This is a genomic window from Brucella intermedia LMG 3301 (assembly GCF_000182645.1).
In the GTDB taxonomy this organism is placed as follows: Bacteria; Pseudomonadota; Alphaproteobacteria; order Rhizobiales; family Rhizobiaceae; genus Brucella; species Brucella intermedia.
Genome location: NZ_ACQA01000002.1, coordinates 1,459,572 through 1,479,367, shown reverse-complemented (window position 1 = coordinate 1,479,367; position 19,796 = coordinate 1,459,572). Strand labels below are relative to the sequence as shown.

Sequence of the window (19,796 nt, the reverse complement as noted above, 5' to 3'; positions counted from 1 at the left end):
CTCGGTTCCGGCCGCGAATAATTCCACAAGAGGAAGCATCAGGCCGATACGGCCTGATGCATGTGGTTTCAACAATGATAAGGAAGCTTCACTCGAAATCTGCCGGCAGCACATCAGCCGGAATGTTCTGATAACTGACGGGGCGCAGAAAGCGGCGGATGGACATGGTTCCAACGCTGGTTGCGCCGAAATTCGTGCTGGCCGGATAAGGCCCGCCATGCACCATCGAATCGACCACTTCCACACCGGTCGGGAAACCGTTGGCCAGAACGCGTCCGGCCTTGCGTTCCAGAACCGGCAGAAGCTTGCGGGCTGAAGCGGCATCGTCCTTGTCCATATGCAAGGTTGCCGTCAGCTGGCCTTCAAAACCCTTGGCCAGATGCACCATGTCGTCGACCGACTTGACGCGGACCACAACGCCGAGCGGGCCGAACACTTCCTCGCCGATGGTGTGATCGCCGAGGAAGGCGTCCCCCGTCGTCTCATAGAGATTGGGCGAGGCTTCGCGGCCCTTGCTTTCCGTCGTCAGCACAGGCTTGACGGAGTTGCGGCTGTCGAAATGCGCTTTGCCATCCTGATAAGCCTTGGCAATGCCATCGGTCAGCATGACCTGCGGCGCGACCTTTTCCAAAGCGCTGCGGGTGGATTGCACAAAGCTGTCGGCGTCCGATCCGTCGATAACCACGGCGATGCCCGGATTGGTGCAGAACTGACCGGCACCCATGGTCAAGGACGCGGCCCAGCCTTCGCCCAGCGACGGCGCGCGGGTCTTCATGGCTTCCGGCAGCAGGAACATCGGATTGACCGAGCCAAGCTCGCCGAAGAAAGGAATCGGTTCCGGGCGCTGTGCGCAAAGATTGAACAGAGCGCGGCCACCGCCAAGCGAGCCGGTAAAGCCGACAGCCTTGATCAGCGGATGCGTGACCAGCGCTTCACCGACCTTGCGGTCACCACCCTGAATGAGACTGAACACGCCCTTGGGCATGCCGGTCTTGATGAGGGCGGCATGAATGGCCTCGGCGACGATCTCGCCGGTCCCGGGATGGGCGGAGTGGCCTTTCACGACGACCGGGCAGCCTGCGGCAAGGGCGGCTGCCGTGTCACCGCCGGCGGTAGAGAAAGCGAGGGGAAAATTGGATGCGCCGAAAACGGCAACCGGGCCAATCGGACGCTGCATCAGCCGGATTTCCGGGCGTGGCGCTGGCTTTCGGTCCGGCAGGGCCTCGTCAACGCGGCGATCCAGATAGTCACCCTTGCGGATATGGGTGGCAAAAAGGCGGAGCTGGCCGGTGGTGCGCCCACGCTCGCCTTCAAGTCGGCCCGCCGGCAGGCCGGTTTCCTGCGTGCCGATTTCCGTGATGGCGGCAGCGCGCGCTTCGATTTCGTCGGCGATGGCCTCAAGGAACTGAGCGCGCTCTTCGCGGCTTGTGTAACCATAAGTCCAGAAAGCATCTTCCGCCGCTTCGCAGGCGCGCGCCACAAGAGCAGGCGTGCCGACCGCAAATTCATGCGATGAACCCGTCGCAGGTGTCGAGGCGAATGTCGCCTCCCCCGCCACCCATTCACCGGCGATCAGATGGCATCCGTGCGGCTTGAAAATCATTGTCATTTCCATTTCTGATGAGTTAATGAAACCATAATATGTATTTGAAGATGGCGGTCAATACGTCATACGACTTTCATATGCAGTCTTGTTCTGCATAATCAGAATTGCTACACGATTGAAGCACAACCAAGGAAAGTTTGCGGTGACGAACAAAGACAAGGACACATCCCGTTCAACTGGAAATCTTGTCGCCAAAGTGAGTGAACAGCTGCGGCGATCCATACAGTCGGGCGAAATAACGCCCGGGACGAAGTTGCCGAGCGAAGCACGGCTTACTGAATCCTTTGGCGTCAGTCGCACGGTCATTCGCGAAGCAATCGCAGCCTTGCGGGCCGACCGGCTGGTGGAAGCAAGGCAAGGTGCGGGTGTCTTTGTGCTCGAGCCGCAGCCGCCTGAAACAGTTCCCTTCCAAAACCTTGACTATGAGCGCGTTTCTTCCGTCATAGAACTCCTGGAACTACGCACCGGAGTGGAAGTCGAGGCTGCGGGACTTGCCGCCTTGCGTCGTTCGCCGCAACAGGAAGAAGCCATCATCAATTGTCACAGGCAGGTTCTGGCCTGCCTCGAATCCGGTCAATCCACGAGCGAGGCAGATTTTGCCCTGCATCTTGCCATTGCAGATGCCGCCAACAATCCGCGCTTCCGCGAGTTTCTGGCAATGATCGGCAGTGGCGTCATTCCCCGTGCAGCACTTCAGTCGGGTGCAGACACCAGTCCCGGTGATTATATCGCCCATTTGCATAGGGAACACGCGCAGATCATAGAGGCCATATTCAACGGTGACGAGAACGGTGCGCGTGATGCCATGCGCCGGCATTTGAAGGGCAGCCAGACCCGCTATCGGGCCATTCTGCAGAGAGCGCCATAACTTATAATATAAGTTGTTGACACTTATCATCTGAATCGGGTAGGTCCTATGTGTAGTTTTCCAGAAGGGATCGACACATGGAACCGCAACTAATCAAACAGAAACTGGGCGCTGGCCTGCTCTCGTTTCCGGTCACGCATTTTGATGTGGAAGGGAATTTTGCGCCTGAAAGCTATAAGGCGCATGTCGAATGGCTTTCGGGTTTCGACGCGCCCGTGCTGTTCGCAGCAGGAGGTACGGGTGAGTTTTTCTCCTTGCGACCCGACGAAATTCCGGCAATCGTCTCAGCCGCCAAAGAGGCTGCGGGCGGCAGCAATACGGCCATCGTTTCTGGTTGCGGCTATGGCACCGAGGTAGCCATCGAGATTGCGAAATCAGCAGAAAAAGCCGGTGCCGACGGAATCCTGCTTCTGCCCCATTATCTGATCGATGCCCCGCAGGAAGGGCTCTATGAGCATGTCAAGCGCGTCTGTCAGTCAATCGGTATCGGCGTCATGGTCTATAACCGTGACAATTCGGTTCTTCAGGCTGACACGCTGGCCCGCCTTTGCGATGCCTGCCCTAACCTCGTCGGTTTCAAGGATGGCGTCGGCGACATCGGTCTGGTTCGCCAGATTACCGCAAAGATGGGCGACCGGCTGACCTATCTCGGCGGCATGCCAACGGCGGAACTCTTCGCCGAAGCTTATCTTGGCGCGGGCTTCACCACGTATTCCTCGGCGGTTTTCAACTTTGTTCCGGGCCTGGCGGTGGAATTCTACAAGGCATTGCGAGCAGGCGAACGCGCAAGCTGCGAGCGCATCCTCAATGAGTTCTTCTACCCGTTTATGGCGATCCGCAGCCGTCGTAAGGGCTATGCTGTTGCCGCAGTCAAAGCCGGCGTTCGCCTGCAGGGCTTTGCTGCCGGTCCGGTTCGTGCCCCTCTTTCCGATCTGACCAGGGAAGAAGAAGGCATGCTTGAAGCTCTGATCGGCAATCATGCCCGCAAGCAGGCCGCCTGAAACCTTGACTTGAAGACAGAAGCCGCAGCTCTTGGCTGCGGCTTTTTTGATGCCTCACATCAGGGAAGCGACCATTTCCCTGAGACGCGTGCAGGCTTTGACCAGTTCTTCTTCCGAAGCCGCAATCGACAGGCGGATGAAGCCCGGGGCTCCAAAGGCAATACCGGGCACACTGGAAACGCCAAATTCCTCAAGCAGATATTTCGCTACGTCCGTATCGGTTTGAAGAACATTGCCCGCACCGGTTTTGCGGCCGAAAAGCTTTTCGACGCCGATGAAAGCATAAAAGGCGCCGTCGGGCTTGAGGAAATCGATATCCGTAATTTGCGCCAGATGGCCGGCCACCAGATCGGCGCGGCGGCTGAAGATTTCTGCGGCCTGCGCAACAAAGGCCTGATCACCGTCAAGGGCTGCCTGTGCCGCCGCCTGCGCGATAGAGCATACGGAGGTCACGCTTTGCGATTGCATCTTGTTGATCGCGGCAACAAGTGCTTTGGGTCCTGCGGCATAGCCGACGCGCCAGCCCGTCATGGCATAGGTTTTGGAGACACCGTTGACAATGAGAGTGCGTTCGCGAAGCTGCGGACATGCGGTCCCGAAAGAGATGAAAGGCACCTCGCTTAACAGGACATGCTCATAGATTTCATCGGAGAGAATGAGAATGCGCTCGTGCTTTTCGAGAATATGGGCCAGTTGCGCATATTCATCTTCGCTATAAATGGCGCCTGTCGGATTGGATGGGGAATTGAGCATCAGCCAGCGGGATTTGGGCGTGATTGCCGCTGCAAGCCGGCTCGCGGTCAGTTTGAAACCAGTTTCCGGTCCGCAAGGCACGAAGACCGGCTTGCCGCCATGCAACGCGACAATATCAGCATAGGATACCCAGCATGGCGTGGGGATGATCACTTCATCCCCTTCTTCCAGCGTTGCCAGAAACGTGTCGAACAATATCTGCTTGGCACCGTTGGCCACGGTCAGTTCATCGATGCTGAATTCAAGCTGGTTGTCGCGACTGAACTTGACAATGATGGCCTTGCGAAGCGATTCCGTGCCAGCGGCCGCACCATAACGCACGCCGCCGGCTTTCACCGCCGCATGGGCGGCATCCAGAACGTGGGTGGGCGGTTCAAAATCAGGTTCCCCTAGAGAAAGATCCACAATGTCCCGGCCCTCGGCGCGCAGTTTCCTGGCGGCCATGGAGACGGCCATGCTGGGAGACGCCTTGATGCCCGATGATCGGCGATTTTCATACTGCATGGGAATACTCTTTTATTGGTCAGATGAAAGAAGCCGCCCTCATGGGGCGGCTTCCGATGACGTTCAGGACTATCCATTCACCACATAATCAAAATCCCGGTCGCGTTTGACGGCTTCCGCATCACGCTTGTCGTGGGAGCCATAACCGCCACCTCCGGGCAGTTGAAGGATGAGCGTGCGACCGGCAGGTACATGCTGGCGTCCCTTGGCGTTCAACACCGTGCCATCGTCGAGAAGGACCGCCCCGGCGGCTCCGTTCTCTCCCCCTTCGCGGCCGCGCGGTGGGTGCTTGATGCGGTCGAACATTGCGTTGAAGTAAATCTCGTGTCCTTCGGTTGGAGCGATTTCCACCACCTGACCAAGGCCACCGCGGAACTGACCGGCACCACCCGAACCATCGCGCAGTTCCTTGCGCCAGAAAATGACCGGCCCGACATGCTCGGTTGCTTCAATCGACATCGAATGCACGCCGCTTGGAAAGGCCGTGGCGTTCAACCCGTCCAGATGCGACCGCGCGCCGGTGCCCCCGCTGTTGAACAACAGCACTTCCGCACGGTGGCCTCCGTCCCTCGGCGCATCCTTGCCGGTGAGCGGGCGTGCGCTGACATGCAGGTTCCAAAGCGCGCCGGAACCTTCGGCGGGCACTTTTCCCGGCAGCATCTTGTGGACGGCACCGAGCACTGCATCGGGCACCAGATGGCCCAACACGTGGCGCACTGAAACGGGAGCCGGACGCTGCGCATTCAGGATGCAGTCTTTCGGCGCAGTCACCTTGAACGGCAGCAATGAGGCATGGTTGTTGGGAATTTCCGGGGCGAGCGAGCATTTCAGGCCATAGCAGGCATAGGCGGCAGAATAGATCAACGGACAGTTGATGCCCTTGGGGCTCGGTGCCGATGTACCGGCGAAATCCGCAAGGATATGATCGGCATGCACGTCTATCCGCACGGCAATGTCGATTGGATCGCCGTAACCGTCCACGCGCATCACGTTGGAGTAGGTGCCGTGCGGCAGGCTGGCCAGGCGTTCAAGCGTCGCATCATAGCTGCGCTTGAAGATGAAATCGGCCAGGCCTTCCAGATCATCGAGCTGGAATTCATCCATCATGTCCATCAGGCGGCGATGACCGATTTCATTGCAGGCTGCGAGCGAATAGACGTCGCCGACGACCTGATGGCTTTCGCGCACATTGTTTCGCAGTATATTGACGAGGTCCTTGTTGACCACACCGCGCTCGGCAAATTTCATGATCGGCACGAAAATGCCTTCTTCATAAACTTCGTTCGCATCCGGGCCGAAGCCGCGTCCGCCAACATCGACCACATGGGCCGTACAGGCAAAGAAGCCAGTCAACTCACCCTTGCGGAAGCTCGGCGACACGACCGTGAAGTCATGCAGGTGGCCCGTGCCTTTCCATGGGTCGTTGGTGATATAGACATCGCCCTCGTAGATGTTTTCGCGACCTATGTCGTTGATGAAGTGGCCGACCGCTTCCGCCATGGCATTGACGTGGCCGGGCGTACCGGTCACAGCCTGCGCGATCATGAGGCCTGCGCGGTTGAAGACACCTGCAGAAAGGTCGCCGGATTCACGCACGCTGGTGCTGAAGGCGGTACGGATCAGAGTGACGGCCTGTTCCTCGACAACGGAAATCAGGCGGTTCCACATGATCTGCATATGAACATCGGAAATGGGTTTCTTTGTCATGTGAGACGGCTCCTTGGAGCATTTCCAGCAAAAGCGTGAAACGGTTTTGCGTTGGATAATGCGATAAAACAAATAGTTAGAGCGGTTCCGGGGATTCTGTCAGAACAGGAACCGCTCTAGGCAGCCTTGGCGCGTAGCAGCAGGCATCCATCGGCCTGCATGATCGCTTCGCGGCTGGAGGTCACAACGGTCGAGGTTTCGCGTTCCGTGATGATGGCGGGACCGGCAATCCACTCGCCCGGCTTCATGGCTTCGCGCTCGACGATCGAAGCTTCCAGGAAGCGTTCTTCGAGAACGTCGAACACCTGACGCGTGGCGGATATGGCGGCCTGCTCCTGTTTCTGGACCGGCTTTGCGGGGGTCGGGGCAGCGGCGTCTGCGCTTGCGCGCAAGGACCAGCTGACGATCTCGACATCGAGATCATCGATCACGCGGCCGAAGAACCGCTCGTAGCATTCGTCAAAAAGCGTGCGGAACAGCACCGCGTCCGCATCGCTGTAATCGCGGACTTCAATCGTAACCGGCACTTCCCAGCCTTGTCCGGCATAGCGCATGTAAGCGGTGCATTCGAGCGTCGGGTCTGCGTCAGGCGCGCCTGATCGAACGAAGGAGGTTGCTTCCTCCACCAGTTCCTTGATGACCGCATTGATGGCTTTGCCTTCAAAGCGGCTCAGGCGGCTGTATGCACTGCGTACCGATTCAAAGCCGAAGGGCGCACGCAGGAAACCGATGGCCGAACCAACACCGGCTCCGGGGGGAATGAGAAGATCGGTCACGCCGAGTTTTTCACACAGGCGCGCTGCGTGAACTGGAGCGGCACCGCCGAAGGCGATCATGGTGAATTCCGACAGTTCCTTGCCGTTTTCAACCGCATGCATGCGTGCGGCATTGCTCATGTTTTCATCTACCACTTCGCTCAGACCATAGGCGGAAGTGGCAATGTCGGAACCAAGCTTGGAGCCGATATCGGCATCCATGGCTTTTTCCGACGCAGAGCGTGAGAGTTGCATCGTGCCGCCCGCAAATGTATCGGGGTCGAGGCGGCCCAGAATGACATCGGCGTCGGTAACGGTTGGATGGGTGCCGCCGCGATCATAGCAGGCAGGGCCGGGTTCCGATCCCGCGCTGTGCGGTCCGACGCGGATCTGGCGCATGGAATCGACGGTTGCAATCGAGCCGCCGCCCGCACCGATCTCCACCATTTCGATCACTGGAATGGAGATCGGCATGCCGCTTCCCTTCTTGAAGCGATAGGTACGCGCCACTTCAAAGGTTTTGGAGGTTTTGGGCATCTGCTGCTCGATGAGGCAGATTTTTGCGGTCGTGCCGCCCATATCATAGGAGACGACCTGATCGAGCTTGTGATTGGCGGCAATGTGGGCCGCGAAGATCGCGCCACCGGCGGGGCCGGATTCGAGCAGGCGAACAGGAAATTCGATGGCGCTTTCAATGCTGATGATACCGCCGCCCGAATGAATCATGAAGACAGGCGCAACAAGGCCCTCTTCGCGAAGACGTCCGACAAGCCGGTTGAGGTAAGATGCCATCAGCGGCTTGACGTAGGCATTGGCGCAGACAGTGTTGAAACGCTGGAATTCGCGCATCTGCGGCGAGACTTCGGAGGAAATCGATACGGAAAGACCGGGCTTTCTGGCGAGAAGACGCTCGCGGAAACGGCGCTCATGCTCACCATTGAGATAGGAATGGATGAAACCGACGGCCACACTTTCGTAGCCTTCCGCGATGATGCGGTCGCAAAGCGCATCGACTTCCTTTTCATCGAGCGGCTTCAAAACCTCGCCACGGGCGCCGATGCGTTCGTTAACAACCAGCCGGTCGTTACGCGCAACAAGCGGCGCGGGCAGCACGATATCGAGATCATATTGCTCGAAACGGCTTTCCGTGCGCATTTCAATCACATCGCGAAAGCCCCTGGTTGTCACGAGTGCGGTTTTCGCACCGCGTCGCTCAATCAGTGCATTGGTGGCAAGCGTCGTTCCGTGAATGACAGTGTCGATCTGATCAAGCTTCACTCCAGCATTTTCAGCCACTTCCCGAATGCCTTTGATGATGGCATTTTCGGGAAATGCATAATCCGTCAGCACCTTGGTTGAATGGAGGGTGGAACCCACTTCCATTGCCACGTCGGTGAAGGTTCCGCCGATATCGACACCCACCCTGATCAGTTTGCCATCTATCGTCATTTTCTGCTTAACTCCCAGAAAGATATCCCGGAAAGGGACGAGTACGTTGCGTGCTGTCACGGCTTGGTTCAGGCACGTGTTTACCGGTTCCCGCAAAAGGCCTTGCGGGTTCATGTCATTGGATACTGGAGACTTTGGATGTTCCGGTGCGTTTCACCCGCACCGGGGAACCTTATGTGCTGGCGTTATTGCTTGCCGATGAAATCCACCCCTTCAAGCGTGGTTGGCAGCTTCGGACGGTCGACGCCGATCCACTTCTTATAAAGCGTATCCAGCGAACCATCTGCATTGTGGCGCGTCACGAAATCATTGAGAAAATCGAGCATGGCCTGATCGCCCTTGCGCACTGCCATGGCCTGGATATTGTCCGCTGCCTTGTATTTGCGAACATATTTGTCACCATTACCTGTGCTCTCGATCACAAGGCCGTAGGTGAGACTTCCGAGGATCGCATCAACCTGGCCCGACAGAAGCGCCTGCACGGTGGCGGCGTCGTCGTCAAAGCCCTTGATTTTTGTTCCCGCAGGGGCTGCCTTCTTGAGGATCGGCTCGAAAGCGCTGCCGCGATTGACGCCGATCGTGTATTTGGCGAGATCCTCGTTGCTGTTGATTTCGGCGTCCTTCTTCCCCCAGACCGTGATGTCATTGGCCGAATAGGGAAGCACGAACTGGATAACCTTTGCGCGCTCGGGCGTGATCGTCATCGAGGGCACCAGAAAATCGACCATGCCGTTGGTCAGCAGCGGAATGCGGTTCTGTCCTGTCACGCGCTCGAACTTGACCTCCACTCCCAGTTCCTCGGCAATAAGATTGGCCACATCGATGTCAAAGCCACCATTCTTGCCGTTCTCATCGATGAAGCCCCATGGAAACTGATCCATCTGCACGCCGATGACGGCCACGCCCTTGGCCTTGATTTCCTCCGGGCTTGCCGCTTCAGCCGCACCAATGGACAAGGCCGATGCGACGAGGCTGGTTGCAAGGCTGAGTGCGATCGCGGAACTCTTGAAAACTGCGTTGATCATGTTCTTACCTCTGGTTTGTTTTATCGTTGACTAGCGTGTGGCGTTCAGCCGCTTTTCGATCCGGGCGCTGTAGTAAGTGAGTGGCACACAGATGATGAAATAGATGAGCCCCACGGTGCCGTAGACCTTCATCGGCTCAAAAGTGATGTTGGCCATCAACTGTCCTGAACGGGTGAGTTCAGTCAGTCCGAGCAGTGCTGCCAGCGCCGTTCCCTTGATCAGATTGACCAGAAAGCCGATCGTCGCCGGAAGGCCAATGCGAAAGGCTTGCGGCAGCACGACATCCTTCATGCGATGGAAATAACCGATACCGAGCGCACGGGCAGCCTCGTCCTGTCCGGTGGAAACAGCCTGGATGCTGCCGCGCCAGATCTCTCCCAGAAAAGCACTGGCATGCAGCGACAGGCCAATGATCAGCGCCACCCAGATGTCGACGCGGATACCCAGGATGGGCAGGCCGAAATAAACGAAGAACAGCTGGATCAGCAGCGGTGTACCCTGGAAAATCTGGATATAGGTCGCCATCAGATAGCGCAGCCATCTTTTCGCGGATGTGCGTCCCAGTGCTACGACCAGCCCGCCCATCCCCCCGAAAGTGAAGGCAAGGAGGGAGAGAATGACGGTCCATTTAGCGCCGTCGAGAATGAAGAGAAATTCGGAGAAACCAAAACTGCGGATCATCTTGGGACCTCACTTCGACGGGTAGGAAAAATAGGTCCTGCCGATGATTTGCAGAACGATCGAGAAGAATTGCGACAAGGCCAGGTAGATGACGCCGAGCACGAAATAGATTTCAAAGCTGCGGAAGGTTTCCGAATCTATCATCTGTCCGACATAGGTCAGTTCTTCCGCGGAGATCGACGCGACAAGGCTTGAATTGAGCATCATGAGGATGAACTGGCTGCAAAGCGCGGGATATACAGCGCGTATGGCCGGGCGGAAGATGATGAACCGGTAGATGTCGAAGGTATGAAGCCCGAGCGCCTTGCCAGCTTCGATTTGGCCCGCCTTGATCGATTCCACGCCGCCGCGCACGATTTCTGCCGCATATGCCGCGCAATTGAGCGTCATGGCGAGAATGGCCGCCTGTTCAGCGGAAAGGGTCACGCCCAGCGAAGGCATGCCGAAGAAGATGAAGAATAATTGCACCAGAAACGGTGTGTTGCGGATCAGTTCGATATAGCCGAAGGCCGTGAGCGAAATCACCCGCACCGAACTCATCCGCATCAGCATGAAGACGATGCCCAGCGCGAGGCCGAGGACCATGGAAATGGATGAAATCTTCAGCGTCTGGATCGCACCGTTGAGGAGCGCGGGCCAGGCTGCCAGGACCGGTCCCATGTCGAATGTGTATTGCATCAAATTATTCTCCCGCTCGCGGCCGGTTCCCCTTTGTTTTTTAGTGGTTCAGAATCTGGCCTAGAAACGCCTTGGCGCGCTCGTGTCTCGGATTGCCGAAGAATTCGGCTGGCGGCGCGCTTTCGATGATCTCGCCGCGATCCATGAAGATGACGCGATGAGCGACCGCGCGGGCAAAGCCCATCTCATGGGTCACACAGATCATGGTGATACCGTCGTCAGCGAGACTGATCATTGTGTCCAGCACTTCCTTGACCATTTCAGGATCGAGCGCGGAAGTCGGCTCATCGAACAGCATGATCTTCGGACCCATGCAGAGTGCCCGCGCAATGGCGACGCGTTGCTGCTGACCGCCGGAGAGTTGCGCCGGGTATTTTTCGGCCTGCTCGGCGATATGAACGCGCTTCAGGAAATGCATCGCCTTTTCCCGGGCTTCGGGAAGCGAGTTCTTGTGCACGCGGCGCGGCGCCAGCATGCAATTTTCCAGCACTGTCATGTGCGGAAACAAGTTGAACTGCTGGAATACCATGCCGACATCGCGGCGAATATGATCGACATTGGCGCCAGTATGTCCCAGACGGGTGCCATTTACATCGATGATACCGTCCTGGATTTCTTCCAGATAATTGATGCAGCGGATCAGTGTCGACTTGCCCGATCCGGATGGACCGCACAGCACGATATGCTCACCGCGGTCGACCTCCAAATTGATATCCTTGAGAACATGGAGCTGGCCATACCATTTGTTGACCCCATTCATCGTGATGGCTTTGTCAGACATCTCATTCTCGCTTCGTCTATATTTGCAAAAGGAAGTTGGCGCTCAAGGCTGGACTTCAAAGATGGCGTCCACCTCGACGGCAAAACCGCGCGGCAGGGAACCTGCGCCAAGGGCTGTGCGGGCATGATGCCCCTTCTCCCCAAGCACCGCGATCAGAAGATCGGAAGCACCATCGATCACTGCCGGATGATCCTTGAAATCAGGCACGGCGTTCACAAAGCCCCGCAGTTGCAGACAGGCGGAAATGCGATCGAGATCGCCATCGAGGGCGGCCGCCGCCCGCGCCAGCAGATTGAGCGCACAGACGCGCGCTGCCTGGTAAGCCTCCTCGACATTCATGGTGCTGCCAACCAATCCCAGATAGCAGTCAACGCCATCGACACGCGGCACCTGACCAGAGATATACAACGTATGACCACTCAGCCTGTATGGTACATAGGCGCCACTCGGCGCCCCCACTTCAGGCAGGATAAGACCCAGTTCCTTCAGTCTGGCTGAAACCAGTCCCATTCTGTTTCCCCTTATTCTCGCCGGAACGCACATATGACCGGCGGGCGCATACGTCCGTTCAAGACCATTTGAGAGCACGTGTTCTATCACCCGGTCCATGAGGCTGGAGGATTGGGCCCTCGCACTTGGTGCCAACGCGCCGTTCCGACCGACAACCTCAGAGTTTCGTCAAGTGATATTATGACTTGGCCCTTTGTTATGATGATAGGTTTGCTAAAATATTATCACTTGTCAAGATGGATATTTTTGGGAACGACATGATGCGAAGCCAGCGGCGAGATCGCCATTTAACATAATACTTCCAATAATCTAACAGCACTCGACCGTGCCATACGCATATTATCCGTCAAAAAAATCATGGTGAAAATTTGCGCCCCATGACCCTCATCGCCGAAAATTAGTAATACCATTCTGCGAAAGAGAGGTTACACCCAGGGGCACAATTCTGCATATTAACCCGATAAGATAATATCTCTATATGAGTGATATTATCTTGTAATTCTGTTCAGGCCATCGTATCAATGACAGACAACCTGATCGGCCAACTGGAACTGACGGACATTGAAGACGCTTACCGCACGGACGATTGATAATCTTAGGGCCTTCATTCGCGATGGGGATTTTAAAACCGGGGACAAGCTGCCTACGCTGGTGGAGCTTGGCGAGACGCTTGGCGTCAGCCGCACGGTCATCCGTGAAGCCATTGCAGAACTTCGCTCTGATGGCCTGCTGGAAGTGAAGCACGGCGTCGGAGTTTTCATCCGCGATTTCGAAAGGCTGCGTTTTTCAGGCGACGATGTTTCGCCGCTTGAACCTTTGGCAAGGTTGTCGCTGCCCTTCATGGATCTGCTGGAATTGCGCATGGCCTTTGAGGTTCATGCTGCGGGATTGGCCGCGCAGCGGCGCTCCTGGGCGCAGGAGGCCAATATGTGGGAAGCGCTCAAAAAATTCGAGGCGTCCGTGGACGATGAGGCCGCGCTCGATGAGTTGGATTACATCTTTCACCGTTCGATTGCCGAGGCGACCAACAATCAGGCCTTTATCGAGTTTTTCAGCGTCATGAGCCTGAAGATCCTCCCCCAGCCAGCATTTTCTAGCGATCTCAATCCTTCGTTGATTACACCCGACTATATCCGCAATAGCGTGACTGAACATCGTGCAATCTGCGAAGCTATCAGTGCCGGGAATGCGGAGGCCGCTCGCGAGGCGATGCAGGCGCACCTCGCCCGCAGCCACCAGCGCTATCGCGGTTTCAACGGCAGCATAGGCTCCCCTCTCAGCAATGTGACAGAGCTTTGAACCGCCGCAATCTATGCTGCATTTCCTCTATCCGATCATGCGCTCGTTGCATGAAGCCGAACTCCATTGGACACGGCCAGAGGCTTCTACCGCCAAGTTAATGTCCTTGGCGGTAGAAACAGTGCTGAATAAACTTAGAACTTTACGCTAAGCCGGGCCTTGCCCGCGTTTTGATTGAAGCTCGCACCATACTGACCTGTATATTCAAGACCCAGCGTCGTCTGATTGCCGAGATCAATATCAAAGCCAGCCTTGATAATCGCGGTTTCCTTCGCAATTGGCGCACCGGCCACGTCAAATACCGTTCCGGTATCGAATGAGGCTGCTGTCGTCGGAACGGTATCGCCATAGGCGTGCTGCCAGCCAGCCGTACCGCTAAGCCTTGCATTCATGCTGCCGAATACGACTGGGGCAGAAGCCCGAAGACCAATTGTGGTAAACGTGGTTGTCGTCGTTTCTTTTCCAATCCGGAGCGCGGAATTCCCGCCATGTTCATCGAACCGCCCGGTTTGCAGGCGTACCACCGCAACATTTGCAAATGGCTCAATCGCCGTTCCGTTCACATCAAAACGATGCGAGAGTTCGCCGAATGCCTGAAAGGTGTCTGCGCTGTAATCGGCATCAAGACTTTCTGAAAAGCCCGGGAAAGCGACAAGGCGATCAGTTTCGATCTTGTGCCAGCTATAGGCAAGACCTCCCTTGAGCGTGGTCGCGCTCCACTGGGTGCCGCCGTAGATTCCCAGATGATAGTTGTCACTGTGGCCAGACGAGTTGCGATCATTCACATCGAAACTGGTGCGGCTATAGCCCGCGAGAGCGCCCAGCCTCCAATTCTCGACGATTTCCGCGTCATAGCCTGCAACAAAGCCGCCGGTTGATTGCTTCAGCTTGCCAGCATTTCCATCCGCCCCGGTTTCACTCCATTGGCCAAGTGCCTGCCCCCAGATTGCGGCGCGCGGTGCCGAAACCTGCGATGAAACCATGTCTGTTGCGACGGATGATGAGGCAGCACTCTGCCCACTACCGCCAAACGCCGCGTCAACGCGTTCCATGACGGCATTGCGAATGATCGAGCTGTCATTGATGATCGCAGTTCGCGTCGAAGCATGGATTTCCCCCGAAAGCGCGTCGAATGCGCGACGCGCATCCTCTTCACTGTCCTGCATGACAACCGTATCGTAGACCGCATTACCAGCACCAAGACCCTCGACGGCCACGGCCACCGATTTCTGATTGCCTGTCTTTGCCGTAGCAGCGAAGTCGACGTCGTTGCGTGCGATGTTGAGGTAGACTGCGTTGGGATCATAGGCCAGGCCAAGATCGACGAAAGGCATGTTCTGGCTCAAATCGCCAAACGTACCCAGAATGCCGCCTTCAGCACTTAAAATGGTGTAGCTCTTGCCGGGCATATAGGTGCCGGCGGCTTTTTCTATATAGACCTTCGCGCCACCAAGCGTCGCCGTTCCGCTCACATCGATGCGGTCGCTTTTACCGGAAGCATCAATTTCCGCAACGTAAGTGGCTCCCGCATCAAAGGCCAGATTGCCATCGACCTTCAGCGTGCCGATAGAATTGCCCGGTGCGATGATACTGCCAGCGCCGGCATAAAGGCCTCCAACTGAGCCTGCGCCAGCCAGATATGCGCCGTTTTCAACGCTGGCTGTCCCGACAAGGAATGCACCTGAATGGGATGCATCGCCAATGACCAGCCCACCTTCTTTCACAGTCGTGCCGCCTGTATAGGTGTTGGCACCATTCAGGACCAGAACACCAGTGCCGGACTTCGTGAGACTGCCAGTACCATCAATATTGCCGTCGAAACGGGTATTGGCGGACTGGTCTACGGTCAGAGCTGCCGAGCCAAGGCTCAATGTCCCGCCCTCGCCCATCAGCGACGACATGCTCACACTGAAACTGTTGAGATCGAGCTTGCCACCATTCACCGAGAAGGCCGTATTGTCGACGAACGCCCCGTCCACGCCAGCCTGAAGCACTCCGCCTTCCACCAAGGTTCCGCCCGTATAGCTGTTTGCCTGGCCCAGAACGAGCGTACCGGCTCCGCGCTTGAGCAGCGCGCCCTCCCCGGTGGCTTGCTGCAGCAGCGTCACGCGGTTGTCTGCCTCCGCGATGTCGATCCATCCAAGTCCCTCAAGGGACACGATACGATCCAGCGTTTTCATGTCGCTGCCCGTTATACGCAGACCGCCATCAATGAGACGCAGGCGAGCATCGGCATTGCCAAGAGCCGCATCTTCGCTGACGAGGATCGTCCCGCCGTCGGTGACAGCCGTTTCGCCGATAAAGGAATGATCGTCGATGCAATAGTCCTTGATGGCCTGCTGGAAGCGCCCATCCGTGCTGTCGCAGTTCAGCAATGTCTTCTTTTCGTCAAGCGTCAGATCGGTCAGAATCGGTTTGCCATTGGCATCCGAAATCTGGCCCAGATAGAGATCTCTGCGTTGATTGTTTCGGGTTAGAACAAATTCCTTGTTCTTTTCCGCGAAGCCGTAAGCATTGGCGCCCCAAACGAGACGCGTCTTGCTGGTTTCATTTTCCGAGTAAGTCTGGAGCTGCGGGCCAACCCATCGAAAATCATGCGCAACGGGTTCATGGTCGGAGATTGCTTCCGGCTGGCGGCCCGGCCGGGTGACTTTTACGTCCTTGATCACTCCCGTGTAGGGATCATTGGGATCATCCACAATCTCATACCATTTTCCGAATGGCCGCGAGACGAGGAAATGATCAATCTTGGCACGATCCCAGCTCGCCCAGGTATTGGTTGCGTCCTCGCCTGCCGACGGCCATGTGGTGCTGCCATCGTTGAGATCATGCGGCTTGAAGTCTTCGCGGACCGCATCCGTCTGGAGCAGCATGTACTGCTTCTTGAGCACATTCATCGTAACCGGCGTGTTGTTGGCTACCGCATAGGTTTCGTCTTGCAGCCCGACATTCTTCCCGGCCTTGTAGGCGGCGGAAAGAGCGTCGCCCCATTGCTTCCACGACAGGGTGTCGATGTCCTGTCCGACATATGCTTCCTGAATGACCGAACGCATCGTCTGCTGATCGGCGTTGAGAACATATTGCCGCGTCAGATCGCGATAAAAGGTGTTGCCGTCAGATTGCTGCATCAGTCTGATCTGCGCATCGATGTGATGAAGGCCGCGCTCGGAAACATCCCCCGCATTGAAGTCGCCCATGACCATGATCGGCTGGATGGCTCCTTTTGCCCACGTGTTGAGGGCTTTGGCTTCATTCACGCGACCGGTCGATCCATCTGCATAATCGAGATGAACCGTACCGACGAGTGTCTGCGGACGGGAGCCCTGGGCGTCCAGCTGAGTATAGCTGACATAGCGACCTTGCGTATTTCCGCCCAGATTGATCGTGCCGAATTTGCCCGGCAAACGGGAGATGATACCGACATCGCCGACCTGCACATTACCGTAAGTGCCGCGACCCGCGGTTTGAAGGAAATCCGGTATGCGCGTGACATAAGTACTACCGTTGACTTCCTGCATCCCGAGCACGTCGAAATTGGCGGCTGCCATAAAGTCCGCTGTCAATTCCGGGTTCTGTTTGAACTTGTTCCAGATATTGAGCGTCATGACGCGAATGTCATAGCTATCGGCTGCGCGCGCCGGAGCGGCAGCAATTCCTGCGACTGCGACACCGCATAAAAGCTGCGCAGTCAGAGCCAAAAGTTTTCCGTTGCGTTTGGTCGTCCCCGTTACCATCCCTCGGTCCTTTTCCTGGAAGGTGCTTCCATTTCATCAACGTGACAGCCGGATTGATCATCCAACTTCAATCGATGCTGAAATGACAGAGTTCAATGTCACTTTTATTACATTTTACTCCTGTCCGGGATGCGAGGACTCCAAAACATGCGGTCCTTAATAGTAAATGTCATTAATATTACATTTTTATTCGCTAATCGATTCACCCAGATATTGCTATTTTAACCCCACGATTTCCTCGCCTCATTCAACCTGGAAATGAGAGATGGATCAGAGTGATCAGGCGCATAAGGACATAACGACTACCATGAGCGAACTTTCCGGTCCCGGTGGCAAGAAGAAGGAAATCCGGCAGCAGGCATTGTTGCAATGGATTGAAAACAGCCATTATGTTTCTCTTGAAGAGATCGCAGAACGGTTCCATGTCACCACCCAGACGGCGCGGCGCGACATTGCGGACCTGGAACATCGGGGCAAAGTCCGGAAACTGCATGGCGGCGTGTCGCAACTGACGCCGCTCGATCCCGTGACCTACCGTCAGCGCAGACATGATCGGGCCGACGAGAAGGTGCGAATTGCCGAAGCTGTCGTCGCGCTCATTCCCGATGGCGCCACCGTTTTCCTCGATACCGGCACAACATGTGAAGCGATTGCCAATGCGCTCGTCAGCAGGGAGCGGCTGCACCTCGTCACGTACAGCTTGCGATCCGCCGCCATCATCAGCGAGAAGACGGATTTCACGCTCGCTGTTCCCGGCGGCTTCGTGCGCCCTATCGATGGGGGAATGTTTCAGGAAGACACACCGGAATTCATTCGGCGTTTCAAATTCGACTATGCAATCATCTCGGTGAGCGGCATCGATGATGACGGCGATCTATGCGATGACGACCATACCGAAGTCGCCGTCGTTTCCGCAGCGCTTGGACAAGCTGCACACAAATTGCTCGCAGTCGACAGCTCAAAGTTCGGCAGGCGCGCCATGGTGAAGCTTGGTTCGGTTCGCGACGTAAGCGCCCTGGTAACGAATGAAACGCCAGCCCCGATTTTGGCCCGCATACTCGAGGAAGCCAATATCCCTGTCATTCTCTCGTGACCAGCGTACCGGTTGGGCACTTAAGCATTGGATGAGTTTTTGGTTCGGCCGACAATCGGGTTGTCGGCCAGCTACGCCTGTGCCGCGCTCACCTTGGTCCGCAGGGCATCGGTCTACACCGGATTAAATCCAGCAAATGCCCGTAAATGACCAAGGTCAGGCAGCCTCACCGCGCCTCAACCAATTTCCAGCCATTGCCGGAGGGATCGCGGAAACTCGCATCGACGCTGCCGAAGCGGCTGATCGGTTCCTGAATGAATTCGACGCCTTTTGCCGCGAATGCCTCATGCGTAGCGTGGCAGTCCTTGACCACCATCACCAGCGGCGGCATCGCGCCCTTCGCGACGACCTCGTCAAGCAATCGCGCGGTCGTCTCATCTACAGTGGGCGGCTGGGGCCGGAACAGCCCAAGCTGGAAGTGAGGCTGGTCCCGGGTGCTGCACTGTCAGCCAGCGGTAGTCTCCGTTCTTGACGTCGGTGTGAACGGCAAACCCAAGTTTTCCTACATAGAAATCAATGGCCTCATCCTGGTCACGCACGTAAATGCCCGCCACCCCTACTCCCTGGTCCATCACTGCTCTCTCCATGACTGCTCTCCTGTTGTCATGGGTTCTGTGTATCAGCCTTATCTTGGCGCCGCTTCTCCGAAACTGCTATTGTGAGGTCCGGGCGATACGCTGCACTGACAAAGCAATGTGGCACGTGCTCCAGCCTGTGCGAACCCGCCCGCTCGCGGGCACGAAGGTCGGAGGGGTTTTCGCCCGTGATATCGCGGAAAACGCGCCCGAACGTTCCGAGGCTTGCCCAACCTGTGATAAACGCGATTTCGATCACCGGTTTGTCGGTGTCACGCAGTAATGCCTTCGCGCGCTCGATGCGCCGCGAGAGGAGATAGCGGTGCGGCGGCACGCCAAATGCGATCTTGAACGCGCGGGCGAAATGAGCCTCCGAGACACCGCTCACCTGCGCCAGCCGGCGCACCGGCCAGGGCTCATGCGAGGCGGCATCCAGCCTGTCTTTGGCCCTGAGCAGGCGGCGCAACAGGGCTGGGTCTTGTCGCGGCCTGTTATTGCTCATCATTCCAGGATTTGCCGGATAGGCTGACGTTGAATATCGATGTCATGGCCGTTTCGAAGTTGTTTGCGTTGTCTGCTGCCAAAGAACGCCAGAATTCCTCTTCAACGGAGACTTGTCTATCGCAAATTATCAAAACCGGCCGATCTATATCCGGATAATATCGTCTACTCCAGTGGGCGTCATTCAAAAACAGGAATGGCAGCAATCAGCCGCCAACTCCCGGTTCCATGAGAAGCGCCCGCTGCTGCCGGGTGATGCGCAGCTGCCGTTGCTGG

Annotated in this window: 17 protein-coding genes; 4 read left to right on the top strand and 13 right to left on the bottom strand. The window is 56.8% G+C overall.

Annotation, left to right across the window (positions count from 1 at the left end):
• Positions 1 to 88: 88 nt before the first annotated feature.
• A complete protein-coding gene (locus OINT_RS19425; protein WP_006470765.1) occupies positions 89 to 1,603 on the bottom strand; it encodes an aldehyde dehydrogenase (NADP(+)) in 1,515 nt (504 codons plus the stop codon).
• A 145-nt stretch (positions 1,604 to 1,748) separates the two neighbouring features.
• Here OINT_RS19425 and OINT_RS19420 point away from each other — a divergent pair, with 145 nt between their 5' ends.
• Both OINT_RS19420 and kdgD read left to right on the top strand, forming a co-directional pair.
• A complete protein-coding gene (locus OINT_RS19420) occupies positions 1,749 to 2,474 on the top strand; it encodes a FadR/GntR family transcriptional regulator (protein WP_006470766.1) in 726 nt (241 codons plus the stop codon).
• 77 nt (positions 2,475 to 2,551) lie between these two features.
• A complete protein-coding gene (kdgD, locus tag OINT_RS19415; RefSeq protein WP_006469608.1) occupies positions 2,552 to 3,475 on the top strand; it encodes a 5-dehydro-4-deoxyglucarate dehydratase in 924 nt (307 codons plus the stop codon).
• 54 nt (positions 3,476 to 3,529) lie between these two features.
• On the opposite strand, the gene OINT_RS19410 is transcribed toward kdgD, so the two are convergent.
• The 8 genes from OINT_RS19410 to OINT_RS19375 form a co-directional block, all read right to left on the bottom strand.
• Entirely contained in the window at positions 3,530 to 4,732 is a 1,203-nt protein-coding gene (locus OINT_RS19410; RefSeq protein ID WP_006469607.1) for a pyridoxal phosphate-dependent aminotransferase, read from the bottom strand.
• Positions 4,733 to 4,801: 69 nt separating this feature from the next.
• On the bottom strand, positions 4,802 to 6,439 hold the full coding sequence (locus OINT_RS19405) for a hydantoinase B/oxoprolinase family protein (RefSeq protein WP_006470767.1): 1,638 nt from the start codon (positions 6,437 to 6,439) through the stop codon (positions 4,802 to 4,804).
• 116 nt (positions 6,440 to 6,555) lie between these two features.
• A complete protein-coding gene (locus tag OINT_RS19400; RefSeq protein WP_006470768.1) occupies positions 6,556 to 8,643 on the bottom strand; it encodes a hydantoinase/oxoprolinase family protein in 2,088 nt (695 codons plus the stop codon).
• 185 nt (positions 8,644 to 8,828) lie between these two features.
• Positions 8,829 to 9,668 (bottom strand): transporter substrate-binding domain-containing protein, encoded by an 840-nt coding sequence (locus tag OINT_RS19395; RefSeq protein WP_006470769.1) that lies wholly within the window; start codon positions 9,666 to 9,668, stop codon positions 8,829 to 8,831.
• A 30-nt stretch (positions 9,669 to 9,698) separates the two neighbouring features.
• Positions 9,699 to 10,349 carry an amino acid ABC transporter permease gene (locus OINT_RS19390; RefSeq protein WP_006469605.1) on the bottom strand — a complete coding sequence of 217 codons (651 nt, stop codon included), beginning with the start codon at positions 10,347 to 10,349 and terminating at the stop codon, positions 9,699 to 9,701.
• Between the two features lie 9 nt (positions 10,350 to 10,358).
• A complete protein-coding gene (locus OINT_RS19385) occupies positions 10,359 to 11,027 on the bottom strand; it encodes an amino acid ABC transporter permease (RefSeq protein ID WP_006470770.1) in 669 nt (222 codons plus the stop codon).
• A gap of 40 nt (positions 11,028 to 11,067) precedes the next feature.
• Positions 11,068 to 11,808, bottom strand: coding sequence for an amino acid ABC transporter ATP-binding protein (locus tag OINT_RS19380; protein WP_006469603.1), 741 nt, complete (start codon positions 11,806 to 11,808; stop codon positions 11,068 to 11,070).
• Positions 11,809 to 11,850: 42 nt separating this feature from the next.
• Positions 11,851 to 12,318, bottom strand: a complete 468-nt coding sequence (locus tag OINT_RS19375; protein WP_039853397.1) for a RidA family protein — start codon at positions 12,316 to 12,318, stop codon at positions 11,851 to 11,853.
• 561 nt (positions 12,319 to 12,879) lie between these two features.
• On the opposite strand from OINT_RS19375, the gene OINT_RS19370 reads away from it, so the two are divergent.
• Positions 12,880 to 13,617 carry a FadR/GntR family transcriptional regulator gene (locus tag OINT_RS19370; protein WP_006469600.1) on the top strand — a complete coding sequence of 246 codons (738 nt, stop codon included), beginning with the start codon at positions 12,880 to 12,882 and terminating at the stop codon, positions 13,615 to 13,617.
• Positions 13,618 to 13,751: 134 nt separating this feature from the next.
• Here the strand turns inward: OINT_RS19370 and OINT_RS19365 are convergent, their stop codons facing one another.
• Complete coding sequence (locus OINT_RS19365) at positions 13,752 to 17,351, bottom strand: autotransporter domain-containing protein (protein WP_006469599.1); 3,600 nt, start codon at positions 17,349 to 17,351, stop codon at positions 13,752 to 13,754.
• Between the two features lie 265 nt (positions 17,352 to 17,616).
• On the opposite strand from OINT_RS19365, the gene OINT_RS19360 reads away from it, so the two are divergent.
• Positions 17,617 to 18,444: a DeoR/GlpR family DNA-binding transcription regulator gene (locus OINT_RS19360; protein ID WP_006469598.1), complete on the top strand. Its 828-nt coding sequence runs from the start codon at positions 17,617 to 17,619 to the stop codon at positions 18,442 to 18,444.
• Positions 18,445 to 18,610: 166 nt separating this feature from the next.
• Here the strand turns inward: OINT_RS19360 and OINT_RS24195 are convergent, their stop codons facing one another.
• From OINT_RS24195 to OINT_RS19350, 3 genes are read right to left on the bottom strand one after another with little or no spacing between them, the layout of a single operon-like run.
• Positions 18,611 to 18,805 (bottom strand): VOC family protein, encoded by a 195-nt coding sequence (locus OINT_RS24195; protein WP_006469597.1) that lies wholly within the window; start codon positions 18,803 to 18,805, stop codon positions 18,611 to 18,613.
• A 13-nt stretch (positions 18,806 to 18,818) separates the two neighbouring features.
• Positions 18,819 to 19,016: a VOC family protein gene (locus OINT_RS24390; protein WP_328284851.1), complete on the bottom strand. Its 198-nt coding sequence runs from the start codon at positions 19,014 to 19,016 to the stop codon at positions 18,819 to 18,821.
• 31 nt (positions 19,017 to 19,047) lie between these two features.
• On the bottom strand, positions 19,048 to 19,524 hold the full coding sequence (locus OINT_RS19350) for a helix-turn-helix transcriptional regulator (RefSeq protein ID WP_006469595.1): 477 nt from the start codon (positions 19,522 to 19,524) through the stop codon (positions 19,048 to 19,050).
• Positions 19,525 to 19,796: the final 272 nt, after the last annotated feature.

Bases quoted from the DNA above. Each gene is read 5' to 3' on its own strand.
- kdgD (WP_006469608.1), top strand. From the start codon at position 2,552: ATGGAACCGCAACTAATCAAACAGAAACTGGGCGCTGGCCTGCTCTCG.
- OINT_RS19400 (WP_006470768.1), bottom strand. From the start codon at position 8,643: ATGACGATAGATGGCAAACTGATCAGGGTGGGTGTCGATATCGGCGGA.
- OINT_RS19390 (WP_006469605.1), bottom strand. From the start codon at position 10,349: ATGATCCGCAGTTTTGGTTTCTCCGAATTTCTCTTCATTCTCGACGGC.
- OINT_RS19425 (WP_006470765.1), bottom strand. From the start codon at position 1,603: ATGATTTTCAAGCCGCACGGATGCCATCTGATCGCCGGTGAATGGGTG.
- OINT_RS19380 (WP_006469603.1), bottom strand. From the start codon at position 11,808: ATGTCTGACAAAGCCATCACGATGAATGGGGTCAACAAATGGTATGGC.
- OINT_RS19410 (WP_006469607.1), bottom strand. From the start codon at position 4,732: ATGCAGTATGAAAATCGCCGATCATCGGGCATCAAGGCGTCTCCCAGC.
- OINT_RS19350 (WP_006469595.1), bottom strand. From the start codon at position 19,524: ATGATGAGCAATAACAGGCCGCGACAAGACCCAGCCCTGTTGCGCCGC.
- OINT_RS24390 (WP_328284851.1), bottom strand. From the start codon at position 19,016: ATGGACCAGGGAGTAGGGGTGGCGGGCATTTACGTGCGTGACCAGGAT.
- OINT_RS19365 (WP_006469599.1), bottom strand. From the start codon at position 17,351: ATGGTAACGGGGACGACCAAACGCAACGGAAAACTTTTGGCTCTGACT.
- OINT_RS19385 (WP_006470770.1), bottom strand. From the start codon at position 11,027: ATGCAATACACATTCGACATGGGACCGGTCCTGGCAGCCTGGCCCGCG.
- OINT_RS19395 (WP_006470769.1), bottom strand. From the start codon at position 9,668: ATGATCAACGCAGTTTTCAAGAGTTCCGCGATCGCACTCAGCCTTGCA.
- OINT_RS19375 (WP_039853397.1), bottom strand. From the start codon at position 12,318: ATGGGACTGGTTTCAGCCAGACTGAAGGAACTGGGTCTTATCCTGCCT.
- OINT_RS19360 (WP_006469598.1), top strand. From the start codon at position 17,617: ATGGATCAGAGTGATCAGGCGCATAAGGACATAACGACTACCATGAGC.
- OINT_RS19405 (WP_006470767.1), bottom strand. From the start codon at position 6,439: ATGACAAAGAAACCCATTTCCGATGTTCATATGCAGATCATGTGGAAC.